Source organism: Kribbella sp. NPDC050241 (assembly GCF_044459685.1).
Lineage (GTDB): Bacteria > Actinomycetota > Actinomycetes > Propionibacteriales > Kribbellaceae > Kribbella.
Genome location: NZ_JBITJE010000002.1, coordinates 759,293 through 775,224, shown reverse-complemented (window position 1 = coordinate 775,224; position 15,932 = coordinate 759,293). Strand labels below are relative to the sequence as shown.

Genomic DNA, 15,932 nt, shown 5'->3' with positions numbered 1-15,932 from the left:
GCAGTGTTTACGCTTCAACCAGCCGTTTCACTCCTCGGACTGGACAATGGGCGGGTGGAGAACGGACTGGTGGTGCGGGCGGGGGTGGTCATTCCGGACAGCGAGTTGGGGTGGAGGTTCTCGCGGTCCAGTGGGCCGGGTGGGCAGTCGGTGAACACGACGGACAGCCGGGTGGAGCTGAGCTTCAACGTAGCGGCGACCACGGCACTGAGCGACGTACTGAAGGCGCGTGCGCTGGAACGGCTAGGGTCGCGTCTGGTCGACGGTGTGGTGACGATCGCGGCGTCGGAGTACAAGTCGCAGTGGCGGAACCGGGAGGCGGCTCGCGAGCGGCTCGTGGCGCTGATCCGGGAGGCCATCGCGCCACCGCCGAGAAAGCGGCGGCCGACCAAGCCGAGCAAGGGATCCGTCCGGCGCAGGCTCGACGACAAGAAACGGCGAGGCCAGACCAAGCGCCTCCGCGGCCGCCCGGAGGACTGAGACGGCCGCCTGGTTCAGGCCGACGCGTCAGCCGTTTCGCGGGTACTGACCGGTGGGACGACGAAGCGGTAGCCGACGTTGCGCACGGTGCCGATCAGGGACTCGTGCTCCGGGCCGAGCTTCGCGCGCAACCGTCGTACGTGCACATCGACCGTCCGGGTGCCACCGAAGTAGTCGTAGCCCCAGACCTCCTGCAGCAGTTGCTCGCGGGTGAACACCCGGCCCGGGTGCTGCGCGAGGAACTTGAACAGCTCGAACTCCTTGTAGGTGAGGTCGAGCGCCCGCCCGTTCAGCTTCGCCGTGTACGACGCCTCGTCGATCACGACATCGCCAGTACGGATGAGGCTGGAGTCGGGGTCCTCGTCGCGGGCCGCGGCGAGGCGGCCGATCACCAGCCGCAGCCGCGCCTCGATCTCGGCGGGACCGGCAGTGTCGAGCAGTACGTCGTCCGCGCCCCAGTCGGCGTTCACCGCGGTCAGACCGCCCTCGGTGACGACGAGGATCAGCGGCACCTCGATCCCGGTGGTCCGGATCAGGCGGGAGACGCCCCGGACCGCGACCAGGTCACGGCGGGCGTCGAGCAGGACGGCATCCGCGTCGGGAGCATCGACCAGCGCGGCGACCTCGGCGGGGAGGATCCGGATCTGATGCGGAAGCAGCGCGAGCGACGGCAGCACCTCCGTGGAGGCCTGCAGTGCGTTCGTCAGCAGAAGCAACGTACTCACGCTGTCTCCTTGTGCCCGGTCGTCAGGCCCCGGCGGCGTCGTTGCCGCGGACCTGAGACACACTGGGTAGCAACAGCAAGCTGACATAATAGCGGAAGAGCTATCGACCAGTGAGGCGTACTCCCAGATGCCGGAAGTGACCATCAGGTACTTCGCCGCCGCACGCAGCGCCGCCGGCGAGTCCTCCGCGACGGCCGACGCCACCTCGATCCGCGACCTGATCGGCACCGTCTCCACCGACCGGCCCGAGCTGGCCCGGGTGCTCGGCATCTGCACGTTCCTACTGGACGGCCAGCGCGCCGACCCCGGCACGCCACTGCACGCCGGCGCCCAGGTCGATGCCCTCCCACCCTTCGCCGGCGGCTGACCACCGCCCGCCGGGCTGAGCACCCTTTCGCAGACAGCTGAGCCCGCCCCCGCCGGCACTCCTCGCCAACCCCAGGCACCCGAACCCGCGGACACGAACCGGAAACCGAGGACCTCGGACAGGAACGGCGGACCTTGGACTGGAACCGCGGACACGAACCGGGGACTTGGGACAGGTCAGAACGTGTCCGAGGTCCCCAGATCCTGTCCGCGGTCCCGAGCGTTGGCGCCGGACAACGGGCTGGCGTCAGCCCGCGCCGTGGACGAGGGCGAACAGGAACCAGGGACCTCGGACAGGAACCGGGGGCCTCGGACAGGTCATAACGTGTCCGAGGCCCCCAGATCCTGTCCGCAGACCCCAGATGGTGTCCGCGGCCCGAGCGTTGATGCCGCACAACGGGCTGACGCCAGCCCGCGCCCATGGACGAGGGCGAACAGGAACCGAGGACCGCGGACAAGAACCGGGGACCGCGGACAGGAACCGCAGACCTCGACAAGAACCGGGGACGTCGGACAAGAACCGGGGGGCTCGGACAGGTCATAACGTGTCCGAGGTCCCCAGATCCTGTCCTCAGACCCCAGATGGTGTCTGCGGTCCCGAGCGTTGGTGCCGCACGCCCGGTCGTAGCCGCGAGGCTCCTTCATTCGGCGGTGGCCGGGAACTGTTCGCGGGTGGCTGGGGCTTTTACCTTCTGGGGAAGATGCTGCTACCTTGCGTACTCGGTTCTTTTCGGAAGGTGACCGATGGCGCACGTTGCTCCGACTTCGCATCGCCGTGCGACCCGAGCGTCGCATCGCGGGCATCGCAGTGACGACGGCCCGATCCAGATCACGACCTGGCTCGGGCTGACGTTCGCATTCGTCGTTGGCCTGGTGCTGACCGGGCGGTCGCATGTCGGAGTGCATGCGGCCGGGATCACGCTGCTGGTCATGCTGGTGCCGCTGACGGTCGCCGTGTTCGGCACCGCGTTCAAGCGCGGCTTCGGCTCAGGGAAGGCGGCGTTGACCACCGCCGCCTCCCTGGCCATCGTGTTGGTGAAGTTCTTCGTCTGACGTCAGGAACCGATCGAGATCCGGTCCGTCGCCACCGGCGTGTACGGGTCGTGCGCGGTCAGGTAGTTCGCGAAGGCGTCGATGTCGAGGCCGCCGAAGAACTTGCTCGTCGCGGTGGTGAAGGCCGGGAAGCCGTCACCGCCGTCGGAGAGGAAGTTGTTCGTGACGATCCGGTACGACGTCGCGTCCACCAGCGGCTGACCGGCGATCTGGATCGATCCGGCCACCACCTTCGAGCCCGCCGCGGCGGCCGGGTTCCAGGTGTAGGTGATGCCGGCGACCTGGAGCACCTTGAACTTGGCCGGCTCCGGACCGTTGACCCCGGAGAACTGCTGCTCCAGCAGGGCCTTGATCTGGGCGCCCGTCATGTCCATCGACACCAGGAAGTTGTTGAACGGCTGCACCGTGAACGCCTGTCCGAAGGTGACCTGACCACCGGTCGAGGCCAGGTCGGCCCGGATGCCGCCCGGGTTCATGAACGCCACCACCGGCGTCTTCCCGTCGGTCACCACCGACGGATCGGCCAGCTGCGCGTCCGCGATCAGGTTGCCTAGCGGTGATTCGAGCGAGTCGTCGTTCGTGCGCACCACCGACGGGGTGGTGAGGTGGCCGATCACCTTGTTCGCGATCGGGTCGACGAGCGTCTTGTACTTCGCGATCAGCTCGCTGGTCTTGCGGTCCTGCGGGACGTCCTGGGTGACGATCTGGTTGTTGGCCATCGTGTTCAGCCGGTCGACGTCACCGGTCTTGTTGTCGATGCTCAGCCGGACCTCGGTCACGAGCCGACCGAACGACGAGGCGCTGGTGACGAGCCGCGGCTGCGGCTTCGGGGCGCTGTCCATCAGCGTGCAGTTGTACGCCTGGTGGGTGTGGCCGGAGATGATCGCGTCGATCTCCGGGTCCAGTCCGGCGTTGATGTCGACGACGGGGCCGGAGATGCCCGGGCAGCTGTTGTAGGCCCGCGGGTCGGCCGGGAAGCCGCCCTCGTGCAGCAGCACGACGATCGACTCGACGCCTTGCTTCTTCAGCACCGGGACCAGCGCGTTCGCCGTCTCGATCTCGTCCTTGAAGGTCAGGCCCTCGACACCGGACTTGGTGACGATGTTCGGTGTGTTCTCCAGCGTCATGCCGATGAACCCGACCTTGCGGCCGTCCTCGAAGCTCTTGATCGTGTACGGCGCGAACAGCGTCTTCTGCGTGTTCTCGAAGAACACGTTCGCCGACAGGTACTTGAACTTCGCGCCCTTGAACGGGTGCTTGGGGTCCGGGCAGGAGTTCTGGTTGTTCTGCCCGTCGCCGTCCGGCAGGCAGCCGCCGGTCTGCATCCGGAGCAGCTCGTGCCAGCCCTCGTCGAACTCGTGGTTGCCGACCGAGGCCGCCTCCAGGCCCATCCCGCTCAGAGCCTCGATCGTGGGCTCGTCGTGGAACGCGGCCGACAACAGCGGCGAGGCACCGATCAGGTCACCCGCGGCGACCGTGACCGAATCCTGGCCCTTGGCCTCCGCGGCCGCGCGCATCTGCTTCAGGTGCGTGGCGAGGTACGCCGCCCCGCCGGCCGGCGTGCCGTTGATGTTGCCGCTCGAGCCGGTCGCCGGCTCCAGGTTGCCGTGGAAGTCGTTGATGGCGAGCAGCTGGATCTGGGTGTGCGTCGGCTCCGGTTTCGCCGTCGCCGCCTGGGTCACGGTTCCCCCCGTGGCCAAGCCGAGCACAGCGGCCGTCCCGGCGGCGACCAGCCCGAGGGCCCATCGCTTCCTCGGCCACGTCTTGTCTCGTCCTGTCAAGGCCATGTCTTCTCCGTCGTCGTTGCGATCACCTTTGATGCGCGGTGCCGCGAAATTACCCGACTCGCCGGGCCTCTGAAAGGACTTGAGCATGAACTCGTCCGGACCTTTTACGGTATTCGGGTGACTCTCGAAGCCGTACCCTCACCGTTGCCCCCGGCCACTGCCGCCGCCGTCACAGAGCTCGCCCATGCGGCGGCACAGAGCGACGGAGTGAATCCGTTGTCGGAGCGCACGCTGCTCCATCTCGACGGCGAGCACTCCGGCGACGTCCACGTCCTCGCGTACGAGGGCGAACCCGGCACCATCGAGGTCTCCGGCCTGCAGAGCGCCCGGAACCTCATCGGGTACGGCGCCTTGGCCGCCGACGGATCCGCCGAGCTGGTCGTCACCCCATCGGCACGACGCCGAGGCACTGGTACGGCGCTGCTCCGGATGCTGCTCGACCACGGTGGCGACCGGATCCGGGTCTGGGCCCACGGACGGCTGCCCGGCTCCGACGAGCTCGCCACCCGGCTGGGTCTGGAGGTCACCCGGGAGCTCTACTTCCTCCGGCGTACCCGGGCGGCACTGCCCGACCCAGTGTGGGCCGAGGGCATCGACGTACGGACGTTTGTGGAGGGACAGGACGACGCGGCCTGGCTGCAGGTGAACGCGCGGGCGTTCGCGGACCACCCGGAGCAGGGCAGCTGGACGGCAGAGGATCTGGCCGAGCGGCTGCAGCAGCCGTGGTTCGATGCGGCCGGGTTCTTCCTGGCGGTGGATGCGAAGAGCGGCGATCTGGCCGGTTTCCACTGGACGAAGGTCGAGGGCGGGGTCGGAGAGGTCTACGTGGTCGGCGTCTCCCCCGACTACCAGGGCGGAGGCTTGGGTAAGGCGCTGACGCTCCAGGGTCTCCACCATCTCCAGGAGGACCGCGGCCTCGATGCGGTCGTCCTATACGTCGACGGCACCAACACGGCAGCCCGTCGGCTCTACACGTCCCTGGGCTTCACCACTGCCGCGCTGGACGTCCAGTACGCACCGTCCGCCACCCTGTGAATGACGTCACAGCGAAGCCACCAGCTCACTTCGCGTCATGAACCGCGGCCGGACACGTCACACCATCAACCAGGAGCCGTCCGTGCCTCTTACCCCCCAGCCGGGCGGCTCCTGGCCCCCAACACCGATCAGCGGAGCGTGGCTCTGAGGTGATCGGTGAGGTGAGCGCGCGCCTCCTGGACCGCGCCGGGGACGGCGAGAAGATTCAAGAAGCCATGGGTCAGCGACGTGTGGCAGATGTGGGTGACCGCGACGCCGGCGGCCTTCAGGGCGTCGGCGTACTCGTTGCCGTCGTCACGGAGGGGATCGAAGCCGCCGGTGGCGATGTAGGTGGGGGCCAGTCCGGTGAGGTCGGGGGCCAGGATGGGCGAGACCAGTGGGTCGGGTCTGACCCCGGGGTCAGGGGTGTAGTGGTCCCGGTACCAGATGATGTCGTGCTCGGTGATGATGAAGCCCTCCGGGAACAGGTCCCGGCTGGGGCGACGATGGACGAGGTCGAGCCCTGGATACAGGAGGACCTGGAGCGCCGGACGCGAGAGGTCGCGGCTGACGCACTGCTGGGCGACCACTGCGGCCAGGTTGCCGCCGGCGCTGTCGCCGCCGACAGCGACCAGAGCGGGATCGACCCCGAGATCCTCGGCGTGGTCGACCGCCCAGGTGAAGGCCGCGATGGCGTCCTCGGCGGCCGTGGGCGCGGGCGCCTCCGGCGCCAGCCGGTAGTCGACCGAGAGGATCCGGATACCGGCGTCGTCGGCCAGCGCCCGGCACAGGCAGTCGTGGGTGTCGAGGTCGCCGACGACCCAGCCGCCACCGTGGAGGAACACGAGTAGCCCACGACCGGCGTCCCGGGGCACGTACAGGCGGGCGCCGAGCTGGCCGTCGGCACCGCGGACGGTGAGTTCGGTCACACGGTGTAGTTCTCGCGGATTCCCGGCGACCAGCTTGCACGCCGTGCGCAGATGCGCACGCGCCGTGGCCACGTTCGATTTCGTTGTGCTTGGCAACAAGCTGTCGGCGCGCAGGAGCAGCTGCACCTCGGGGTCGAGGATGTTGCCGTCGATCTGGATCGGCGCACCGGCCAGCCGCCTCCGGACAGCCGTGGGCAGCGCGTACAGCGGTTTCACCGCGTTCGCCTGAACGGCGGACACCGCGTTGCCGAGCAGCGAGTCCAGTCGTGGGTTCACAAGGCGAGACGCTAGCAACAGCAGCCGGTCCGCGGCGGTACCGGCTGGGAATCGAACATGCCCATGGCTACCTCCCGTTCACCAAAGGGTGGGATGCTGGACAACGTGGCAGGAGACTTGCTGGCGTCCCACAACCGGGAGTACGACGTCGAGCCGCCGTACGACATCACGGCGGCCGGCGACCTCCCGGAGGACCGCTTTTCCGATCGCGAGCTGAGCTGGCTCGCGTTCAACCAGCGCGTTCTCGAGCTGGCCGAGAACGACCGGATCCCGCTGCTCGAGCGGGCCAAGTTCCTGGCCATCTTCGCCAACAACCTGGACGAGTTCTACATGGTCCGGATCGCCGGTCTGAAGCGCCGCATCGCCGCCGGTGTCGCGGTCCGTGCGGCCAGCGGCCTGCTCCCGCGCGAGGTGCTCGACCGCAGCCTGGCCCGCAGCCGCGAGCTGATGGACCGGCACGCGGAGACCTGGCAGAAGGCGGTCCAGCCGGCGCTGACCGAGCAGGGCATCGACATCCTCCGCTGGGACGAGCTCGAGCACAGCGAGCGGGAGGAGATGACCCGGTTCTTCCGGGACCGCGTCTTCCCCGTGCTGACGCCGCTGGCGGTCGACCCGTCGCACCCGTTCCCGTACATCTCCGGCCTGTCGCTGAACCTGGCGGTCGTGGTCCGCAACCCCGACACCGGCGGCGACCACTTCGCCCGGGTCAAGGTGCCGCCGCTGCTGCCACGGTTCGTGCAGGTCGCCGAGGGCCGGTTCGTCCCGCTCGAGGACATCATCGCGACCCACCTGGGGCAGCTGTTCCCGGGGATGGAGGTCACCCAGCACCACACCTTCCGGGTCACCCGCAACGAGGACCTGGAGGTCGAGGAGGACGACGCCGAGAACCTGCTGGCCGCGCTCGAGAAGGAGCTGCTGCGCCGCCGGTTCGGGCCGCCGGTCCGGCTCGAGGTGGAGGAGTCGATCGATCCGCAGGTGAAGGCGCTGCTGCTGTCGGAGCTCGGCGTCACCGCTGCCGAGGTGTTCGAACTGCCCGGCCCGCTGGACCTGCGTGGCCTGTTCAACATCGCCGGTCTGGACCGGGCCGAGCTGAAGTACCCCGGCTTCGTACCGTCCACCCACCCGCACCTGGCGGAGGTGGAGACGTCCAATCCCGCGGACATGTTCGCTGCCCTGAAGCAGCGCGACGTACTGGTGCACCACCCGTACGACTCGTTCTCGACCAGCGTCCAGCGGTTCATCGAGCAGGCCGCCACCGATCCGCACGTGCTGGCGATCAAGCAAACGCTCTACCGGACGTCGGGTGACTCCCCGATCGTGGACGCGCTGATCGACGCGGCCGAGGCGGGCAAGCAGGTGCTGGTGCTGGTGGAGATCCAGGCCCGCTTCGACGAGCAGGCCAACATCAAATGGGCCCGCCAGCTCGAGCATGCCGGCTGCCACGTGGTGTACGGCGTGATCGGCCTCAAGACCCACTGCAAGCTGTCGATGGTGGTGCGCGACGAGCCGGACGGCCTGCGCCGCTACGCGCACATCGGCACGGGCAACTACCACCCCAAGACCGCCAGGCTGTACGAGGACCTCGGCCTGCTCACCAGCGACCGGGTGGTCACCGAGGACATCGCCCACCTGTTCAACCACCTGTCCGGCTTCGGCCGCAGCTCGGGCTACCGGCGGATCCTGGTCGCACCCCAATCGGTGCGGCGGGGCCTGATGGAGCGGATCGAGCGAGAGGTGCAGCACCACCTGGCCGGGCGGCCGGCGAAGGTCCGGATCAAGGTGAACAGCCTGGTCGACGAAGCTCTCTGCGACGCGCTGTACCGGGCGTCGCAGGCCGGCGTACCCGTGGAGTTGTGGATCCGTGGCATCTGCACACTCAGGCCCGGCATCCCCGGCCTGTCCGAGAACATCCAGGTGCGCAGCATCCTGGGCCGGTTCCTCGAGCACAGCCGGGTCTTCTACTTCGAGAACGGTGGTGAACCGGAGGTGTGGATCGGCTCGGCCGACCTGATGCACCGAAACCTGGATCGACGGGTCGAGGTGCTGGTCCAGCTGAAGCAGCCGGACCACATCACCGAGCTCGACGAGCTCTTCGACCTCGCGCTCGACGAGGGCACCCAGTCGTGGTGGCTGCAGGCCGACGACACCTGGCAGGCGAAACTGACCGGACCGGACGGAGAACCGTTGCGCGACCTGCAGGAAAGACTCATCGCCACGCGTGGCCGACGCAGAACCGCTGACCCGATTACCTAGGCTGGAATCATGAGCAACCCGGCGACCGTCATCGCCGCGGGTGGTGTCGTGTGGCGTGAGCGCCGCGACACCCGGCAGGTGCTGCTGGTGCACCGTCCCCGGTACGACGACTGGTCCCTGCCCAAGGGAAAACTGAACGAGCACGAGCACGTACTGAGTGCGGCCCGCCGCGAGATCGAGGAGGAGACCGGACTCCGGGTCGTGCTGGGCCCACCGGTCGGCGTGCAGCGCTACCCGGTCCGCAAGAACGGCGGGACCGTGCCGAAGCTGGTGCACTACTGGTCCGCCACACCCGTCGACGACGGCGACTTCCGCCCCAACGACGAGGTGGACGAGATCGCCTGGCTCCCGGTGGACAAGGCCCGCACCAAGCTCAGCTACCCGCGGGACGTGGACATCCTGGACAACCTCGACCGGGTGATCCCGGTCGTCGCCACCGTCGTCCTGGTGCGCCACGCCTCTGCGGTGAAGCGCAAGGAATGGGACGGCAAGGACACCAACAGACCGCTCAACGACACCGGTACGGCGGTTGCCGAGCGACTGGTCGACGTACTGGCTGCCGTGGGAGTGGACCGGGTGATCAGCAGCGACGCGGAGCGGTGCGCCGCGACCCTCACGCCGTACGCCGCCTCGATCGACCGGCACATGCACCTGTGGCCGGAGATCTCCGAGCGTGGGTACGACGCCGACCCGGGAGCGATCCGCGGATTGGCCGATCGGGCCTGGAGAGAGGGCAAGGTGACCGCCATCTGTTCGCACCGGCCGGTGCTGCCGGCGTTGGCCCGGGAGCTGGGGCTGAGGGTGGGCAAGTTCTCCCCCGGCGCCTTCGTGGTGGCGCACCAGCTGGCCGACGGGCGGCTGGTGCACGAACGCTTCAGCGCCCCCTGAAGGTGATCGTTGACACACCCCGGGCACGGCTCGGTGACGATCCAGGCACAGCCGCTGGGGCACCGGGGTGACACTGGTAGTGACGGGTATGTTCCTACCGAGGAACCGGCGCCCCACCGGGTGCCGGCCTGAGGAGAGGTTCGGGCGCACCATGACGATGATGCGAGAACTGACACTGATCGGGATCCGGATGGAATCGCCCAACCGGGCCCCGGTGATGATGCTGCGCGAGACCGAGGGCTACCGCTACCTGCCGATCTCGATCGGCTCGGTCGAGGCGACCGCGATCGCCTACGAGGAGCAGGGCCTGCGCCCGTCGCGTCCGCTCACCCACGACCTGATGCGCGACCTGATCGAGGCCTTCGGCGTCCACATCGAGGCGGTCGAGATCGTCGAGTTGCGCGACGCGGTCTTCTACGCCGAACTTGTCCTCGGCAACGGTGCCCGGGTGTCCGCGCGGCCGAGCGACTCGGTCGCCCTCGCGGTCCGGCTCGGTACGCCGATCCGTTGTACCGAACAGGTGCTCCGCGAGGCCGGCGTGGCGACGCCCGAGGAGGAGCAGGCCGAGCTCGAACGCTTCCGACAGTTCCTCGACGGCGTGGCCCCGGAGGATTTCTCGAGCTGAATCCGACGCCGGTTGTTCACCGAAGAGAATGTGCTCAGCGTCACCGAAGTGTGCGCCGCACAGCGTTCGGATCTACACAGAGTCACGGCTCTTAACGCAGTTCACCTGCTGGCCGCCTGACGGCATGCCAACCGTCGCACACGCTATGGGAATCGTTCACCGGTCGTTCACCGGCGACGGACCGGTCGGTCATCTGGTCTCCCTACCGTCTGTGGAAGTTCAGAAGTCTGATTCCCGCAGAAGGGCAACACTCTCGTGTCCGTCAATCGCCTGCTCCGCGTCGGCTCCGTCGCCGTGGCATCCCTCGGTGTGCTCGCTCTGAGCGCCTGTGGCAGTGACCCGGAGCCGTCCGGCTCCTCGAACCCGAGCAGCTCGGATTCCTCGGCCGCCGCCGACTGCCCGCAGGGCACCCTGAACGCCGAGGGTTCCTCGGCGCAGAAGAACGCCATCGACGAGGTCATCAGCAAGTACAACGAGAAGTGCGCCGACGTCACGGTGAACTACAACCCGACCGGTTCCGGTGCGGGCATCAAGCAGTTCAACGCGTCGCAGGTCGACTTCGCCGGCTCCGACTCGGCCCTCAAGCCCGACGAGATGACCGCGGCCACGAAGCGCTGCGCGAACAACGCGGCCGTCGACCTGCCGATGGTCATCGGCCCGGTCGCGATCGCCTACAACGTCGAGGGCGTGGACAAGCTGGTCCTGGACGGCCCGACCGCCGCCAAGATCTTCCAGGGCACCATCAAGACCTGGAACGACCCGGCGATCGCCAAGCTGAACTCCGGCGTCACCCTGCCGTCGGCCCCGATCTCGGTGTTCTTCCGCTCCGACGAGTCCGGCACCACCGAGAACTTCGCCAAGTACCTGGCCGCCTCCGGCGCCGGTGCCTGGACCGGTGAACCGGCCAAGAAGTGGACCGGCACGGGTGCCGGCAAGGAGAAGTCCGCGGGTGTCGCCGAGGGTGTGAAGAGCACCAAGAACTCGATCACCTACGTCGAGTGGTCGTACGCCGTCGACAACAAGCTCGGCATCGCCCAGATCGACAACGGCTCGGGCACCCCGATCGAACTGTCGGCCGAGTCCGCGGGCAAGGCGCTGGCCGCCGCGAAGCCGGCCGGTACCGGCTCCGACCTGGCGCTGAAGCTGGACTACGCGACCAAGGAGGCGGGCGCCTACCCGATCATCCTGGTGACCTACGAGATCGCCTGCACCAAGGGTCTGCCGGCCGAGAAGACCGCGCTGGTGAAGAGCTTCCTGACCTACTTCGCGAGCAAGGACGGCCAGGCGTCGCTGACCGACCTGAACTACGCGCCGCTGCCGGAGGAGATCCGGACCAAGGTCGACGCGGCGATCCAGTCGATCAGCTGAGTCGGTCGATCAGCTGACGACGAGCAGCACTGATGCGAGCCCCGGCCGGTCCGAGTCATCGGAAGCGGCCGGGGCTTCGCCTCGTCGGACCCGGCAGAGCGGGTACGGCGTGATCCTCAGTCCGGACCTGACCCCACGACCAAGGCGCTTGGAGCACCATCGATGAGTAGTCCAGACGGCACGGAACCGCCCGACCGGCCGGCGGAACCCGCCGCCGTGGCAGCAACCGACGACCAGGCGGGACCGAAGCTGGACCTCGGCCCGGTCGGCCACCTCGGCGACCGGCTGTTCAGCGGCCTGGCGCACGGCTCCGGTGGCCTGGTGATCGCCATCGTCTCGTTCGTCGGCATCTTCCTGCTGGCGCTGGCGATCCCGGCCTTGGCCGACGACCAGAGCAGCTTCCTCTTCTCCCGGATCTGGGAGCCCGGCGGCGACCAGCCCCGGTTCGGCATCGCGGCGATGTTCTACACCACCGTGATCAGCTCGATCATCGCGATGATCATCGCGGTCCCGATCGCGGTCGGCGTCGCGCTGTTCGTCACGTACTACGCGCCGAAGCGGCTGGCCACGCCGGTCGCGCACGCGGTCGATCTGCTCGCCGCCGTCCCGTCGATCATCTACGGCCTGTGGGGCATCCTGTTCTTCGCGCCGATCCTGCGGCCGGTGATCGACGGCCTGGCCACCGCGCTCGGCTGGCTGCCGCTGTTCGAGAAACCCCCGGGCGACAACGTCGGCGTGGTGTTCACCGCGTCCGTCGTGCTGGCCATCATGATCCTGCCGGTCGTCACCGCGATCAGCCGGGAGATCTTCATCCAGACACCGGTGGCGCACCGCGAGGGCGCACTCGCCCTCGGCGCGACCAAGTGGGAGATGATCCGGATGGCCGTGCTGCCCTACGGCCGGTCCGGCGTGGTGAGTGCCTCGATGCTCGGCCTCGGCCGGGCGCTCGGTGAGACCGTCGCCGTACTGATCATCCTGTCGGTGCCGAACGGCAACGACCCGTGGGACCCCTCGATCTTCGCCGGCGGCGAGACGTTCGCGTCGAAGATCGCCAACAACGCCGCCGAGTTCGACTCGCCGGAGAAGACCGGTGCCTACATCGCGGCCGGCCTGGTGCTGTTCGTGGTGACCTTCCTGGTCAACTCCGCGGCCCGGATCATCGTCGCCCGCAGCGGACCGGGCGGGAAGCGGACACGGCGCAACAAGAGCGCCGGCGGAACCGCCGCGAAGGAAGGAGCCGTAGCGTGACCACGATTGCTGCCAACAAACCGGCGTACGACGGGCAGGCTCTGGACCTGACCGGGAAGTCGGGCGCGCGGGCCTTCAAGAACACTCTCGCCACCGTGCTGATCACGCTCGCCTTCGTGCTCGCCATGATCCCGCTGGTGTGGATTCTGTGGACCGTCATCAGCAAGGGCTACCACCTGCTGTTCGACGCCAGCTGGTGGAGCGAGTCGCAGCGCGGGATCACCGTCCGGCGCGAGGGAGGCGGCGCCTACCACGCGATCATGGGCACTCTGATCATGGGCCTGATCACGGCCCTGATCGCGGTCCCGATCGCCATCCTCGGCGCGATCTACCTGGTCGAGTACGGCAAGGGCACCCGGCTGGCCCGGGCGGTCAGCTTCATGATCGACATCCTCACCGGTGTCCCGTCGATCGTCGCCGCGCTGTTCGTCTACGCGGTCTGGATCACGATCTTCGGCTTCAACCGGGTCGGTTTCGCGGTGTCGCTGTCGCTGGTGCTGCTGATGTTGCCCGTCGTACTGCGTTCGACCGAGGAGATGCTGAAACTCGTCCCGGACGAGTTACGGGAGGCGTCGTACGCACTCGGCGTGCCGAAGTGGAAAACCATCCTCAAGGTCGTCGTGCCGACCGCGTTCGGCGGCATCATCACCGGCGTCATGCTCGGCCTGGCCCGGGTGATGGGTGAGACCGCTCCGCTGCTGATCCTGGTCGGCTACTCCAAGAACATCAACCTGAACCCGTTCAACGGGTTCATGGGCGCGCTGCCGACGATGATCAACCAGGACCGGACCGAGCTGGCGTTGCAGCCGGCCGCGGACCGGGTCTGGGCGGCGGCGCTCACACTGATCCTCCTTGTCCTGGCACTCAATCTGCTGGCCCGGCTGGTTGCCCGGTTCAGCGCCGTCAAGTCGAAATAGTCACGAGAGGTTCTGAGTCGATATGGCCAAGCGCATCGAGGTCAGTGGCCTCAACGTCTACTACGGCGATTTCAAGGCCGTCGAGGACGTGTCGATGACGATCGAGCCCCGCTCGGTCACCGCGTTCATCGGCCCGTCGGGCTGCGGCAAGTCCACCTACCTGCGGACCCTGAACCGGATGCACGAGGTGATCCCCGGCGCCCGGGTCGAGGGCAAGGTGCTGCTGGACCAGCAGGACCTGTACGGCTCCGGCATCGACCCCGTCGCCGTCCGCCGGGTGGTCGGCATGGTGTTCCAGCGGCCGAACCCGTTCCCGACCATGTCGATCTTCGACAACGTCGCGTCCGGGCTGAAGCTGAACGGCGTCAAGGACCGCAAGCGGCTCACCGAGACGGTGGAGAAGTCATTGCACGGCGCGAACCTGTGGAACGAGGTCAAGGACCGCCTGGACAAGCCGGGCGCGGGTCTGTCCGGTGGCCAGCAGCAGCGGCTGTGCATCGCCCGGGCGATCGCGGTCGAGCCCGAAGTGATCCTGATGGACGAGCCGTGCTCGGCGCTCGACCCGATCTCCACGCTCGCGATCGAGGACCTGATCGAGCAGCTGAAGGACCGGTACACCGTGGTCATCGTCACGCACAACATGCAGCAGGCGGCCCGGGTCTCGGACCAGACCGCGTTCTTCAACCTGGCCGCGACCGGCAAGCCCGGCCGGCTGATCGAGATGGGCGCGACCAAGCAGATCTTCTCCAACCCGACCGAGAAGGCCACCGAGGACTACATCACCGGCCGCTTCGGCTGATCCGTTCGACCCGATGGCACGGCCGTGGCGAGGGTTTCCTCGCGACGGCCGTTCGCCGTCTCACAGGCAGACGGTCCGCGCGTAGTTCACGCGAGCAAGCACATCGGCGGCCTGGTGCGCAGAGCTCACCCGGACGTGGGTCGTGTGCGTGCGGCCGCCACTCTGCACGCTGACCTGCACGAACCCGGTCGTCCTACGCTCCTTGCACAACAGGAACAACAGCCCGAGCAGACAGGCCAACGCGAAGACGATCGCCAACGCGATCGCCCAGCCCGGGATCCGCTCCTCCGTCCGCGACATGTCCATCGCCCACCAGTTCGCCCCGTGCGTGCGCAACACCCCAGCCGGGCTGACGATCCGGAACTGCTCGACGGAGATGTCGCCGATGGTCACGAGGACCGGTCCGCCGGGCAGCCGCTGCCAGGACTGCTGATTCGGGACAGGCAGTGGGAATGGCATCGGGCTCTCGGTCACCCACTCAGCGTAGGGGGCCGGGGAGCGGCGCGGGGGCGTGACCGGGAACCTGTGGAAAAGATAGCCTGCGAGGATTCCTAGACGTCTCAGAAGGGACTGCGGTGAGTACTCCGACGCCTCCCCCCGGCGATGATCAGAACGACCAGAACAGGCCGCAGGACACCCCCGACGAGAGCGGGACCGACGAGCCTGGGCAGTACGGCCAACAGCCGGGCCAGTACGGGCAGCCCGGCCAGCCCGGGCCGTACGGCCAGCAACCTGGTCAATACGGACAGCAGCAGCCGGGGCAGTTCGGCCAACAGCCAGGCCAATACGGACCGCCCGGCCAGCCCGGGCCGTACGGCCAGCAACCTGGTCAATACGGGCAACAGCAGCCGGGCCAGTACGGCCAACAGCCAGGCCAATACGGACAGCAGCAGCCTGGCCAGTACGGGCAGCCCGGCCAGCCGGGCCAGTACGGGCAGTACCCGGGCGGGGCCTACGGCTACGGCGCTCCGGCCGCGCCGCAGAACAACACCCCGCAGGTGCTCTCGATCATCGGCATCGTCTGCTGGTTCTGCTGTGGTATCGCCTCGGTCGTCCTCGGTCTGGTTGCCCAGGGCAAATTCCGTGAGCAGGGCAAGCCGGACACGCTGGCGAAGGTCGCCTGGATCGGCGGCATCGTCTCGATCGTGCTCTCGACGATCTACACCATCACGCAGTACAGCTGACGGCTCGTCGCGGGCGGCGG

At 68.1% G+C, this 15,932-nt stretch carries 16 protein-coding genes; 12 read left to right on the top strand and 4 right to left on the bottom strand.

The genetic code is table 11. From position 1 onward, the window contains the following. Window positions 1–54: 54 nt before the first annotated feature. Complete coding sequence (arfB, locus tag ACIBG5_RS11575; protein ID WP_396391473.1) at window positions 55–480, top strand: alternative ribosome rescue aminoacyl-tRNA hydrolase ArfB; 426 nt, start codon at window positions 55–57, stop codon at window positions 478–480. A gap of 14 nt (window positions 481–494) precedes the next feature. On the opposite strand, the gene ACIBG5_RS11570 is transcribed toward arfB, so the two are convergent. Further along, window positions 495–1,205 carry a winged helix-turn-helix domain-containing protein gene (locus ACIBG5_RS11570; RefSeq protein WP_396391472.1) on the bottom strand — a complete coding sequence of 237 codons (711 nt, stop codon included), beginning with the start codon at window positions 1,203–1,205 and terminating at the stop codon, window positions 495–497. A gap of 127 nt (window positions 1,206–1,332) precedes the next feature. Here ACIBG5_RS11570 and ACIBG5_RS11565 point away from each other — a divergent pair, with 127 nt between their 5' ends. Both ACIBG5_RS11565 and ACIBG5_RS11560 read left to right on the top strand, forming a co-directional pair. Next, complete coding sequence (locus ACIBG5_RS11565) at window positions 1,333–1,572, top strand: MoaD/ThiS family protein (RefSeq protein ID WP_396391471.1); 240 nt, start codon at window positions 1,333–1,335, stop codon at window positions 1,570–1,572. Between the two features lie 743 nt (window positions 1,573–2,315). Beyond that, window positions 2,316–2,624: a hypothetical protein gene (locus tag ACIBG5_RS11560; protein WP_396391470.1), complete on the top strand. Its 309-nt coding sequence runs from the start codon at window positions 2,316–2,318 to the stop codon at window positions 2,622–2,624. Window positions 2,625–2,626: 2 nt separating this feature from the next. Here the strand turns inward: ACIBG5_RS11560 and ACIBG5_RS11555 are convergent, their stop codons facing one another. Next, entirely contained in the window at window positions 2,627–4,411 is a 1,785-nt protein-coding gene (locus tag ACIBG5_RS11555; protein WP_396391469.1) for a bifunctional metallophosphatase/5'-nucleotidase, read from the bottom strand. Between the two features lie 117 nt (window positions 4,412–4,528). Between ACIBG5_RS11555 and mshD the strand changes: the two genes are divergently transcribed. Next, window positions 4,529–5,446: a mycothiol synthase gene (gene mshD / locus ACIBG5_RS11550; RefSeq protein ID WP_396391468.1), complete on the top strand. Its 918-nt coding sequence runs from the start codon at window positions 4,529–4,531 to the stop codon at window positions 5,444–5,446. Window positions 5,447–5,574: 128 nt separating this feature from the next. On the opposite strand, the gene ACIBG5_RS11545 is transcribed toward mshD, so the two are convergent. Beyond that, window positions 5,575–6,630: an alpha/beta hydrolase gene (locus tag ACIBG5_RS11545; RefSeq protein WP_396391467.1), complete on the bottom strand. Its 1,056-nt coding sequence runs from the start codon at window positions 6,628–6,630 to the stop codon at window positions 5,575–5,577. Between the two features lie 93 nt (window positions 6,631–6,723). Here ACIBG5_RS11545 and ACIBG5_RS11540 point away from each other — a divergent pair, with 93 nt between their 5' ends. The 7 genes from ACIBG5_RS11540 (at window position 6,724) to pstB (ending at window position 14,728) form a co-directional block, all read left to right on the top strand. Next, window positions 6,724–8,883 carry an RNA degradosome polyphosphate kinase gene (locus ACIBG5_RS11540; RefSeq protein ID WP_396391466.1) on the top strand — a complete coding sequence of 720 codons (2,160 nt, stop codon included), beginning with the start codon at window positions 6,724–6,726 and terminating at the stop codon, window positions 8,881–8,883. Window positions 8,884–8,892: 9 nt separating this feature from the next. Next, complete coding sequence (locus ACIBG5_RS11535; protein ID WP_396391465.1) at window positions 8,893–9,771, top strand: NUDIX domain-containing protein; 879 nt, start codon at window positions 8,893–8,895, stop codon at window positions 9,769–9,771. 160 nt (window positions 9,772–9,931) lie between these two features. Next, window positions 9,932–10,396: a bifunctional nuclease family protein gene (locus ACIBG5_RS11530; protein WP_165555556.1), complete on the top strand. Its 465-nt coding sequence runs from the start codon at window positions 9,932–9,934 to the stop codon at window positions 10,394–10,396. A 255-nt stretch (window positions 10,397–10,651) separates the two neighbouring features. Then, on the top strand, window positions 10,652–11,764 hold the full coding sequence (gene pstS, locus ACIBG5_RS11525) for a phosphate ABC transporter substrate-binding protein PstS (RefSeq protein WP_396391464.1): 1,113 nt from the start codon (window positions 10,652–10,654) through the stop codon (window positions 11,762–11,764). Window positions 11,765–11,926: 162 nt separating this feature from the next. Next, window positions 11,927–13,012, top strand: a complete 1,086-nt coding sequence (gene pstC / locus ACIBG5_RS11520) for a phosphate ABC transporter permease subunit PstC (protein ID WP_396391463.1) — start codon at window positions 11,927–11,929, stop codon at window positions 13,010–13,012. Next, window positions 13,009–13,929: a phosphate ABC transporter permease PstA gene (gene pstA, locus ACIBG5_RS11515; protein ID WP_360443400.1), complete on the top strand. Its 921-nt coding sequence runs from the start codon at window positions 13,009–13,011 to the stop codon at window positions 13,927–13,929. Before pstC ends, pstA begins: the two co-directional genes overlap by 4 nt. A 22-nt stretch (window positions 13,930–13,951) precedes the next feature. Then, on the top strand, window positions 13,952–14,728 hold the full coding sequence (gene pstB / locus ACIBG5_RS11510) for a phosphate ABC transporter ATP-binding protein PstB (protein ID WP_360443397.1): 777 nt from the start codon (window positions 13,952–13,954) through the stop codon (window positions 14,726–14,728). Between the two features lie 60 nt (window positions 14,729–14,788). Here pstB and ACIBG5_RS11505 read toward each other — a convergent pair whose 3' ends face one another. Beyond that, window positions 14,789–15,202 (bottom strand): hypothetical protein, encoded by a 414-nt coding sequence (locus tag ACIBG5_RS11505; RefSeq protein ID WP_396391462.1) that lies wholly within the window; start codon window positions 15,200–15,202, stop codon window positions 14,789–14,791. A 101-nt stretch (window positions 15,203–15,303) separates the two neighbouring features. On the opposite strand from ACIBG5_RS11505, the gene ACIBG5_RS11500 reads away from it, so the two are divergent. After that, window positions 15,304–15,912, top strand: coding sequence for a DUF4190 domain-containing protein (locus ACIBG5_RS11500; RefSeq protein WP_396391461.1), 609 nt, complete (start codon window positions 15,304–15,306; stop codon window positions 15,910–15,912). Window positions 15,913–15,932 lie beyond the last annotated feature (20 nt).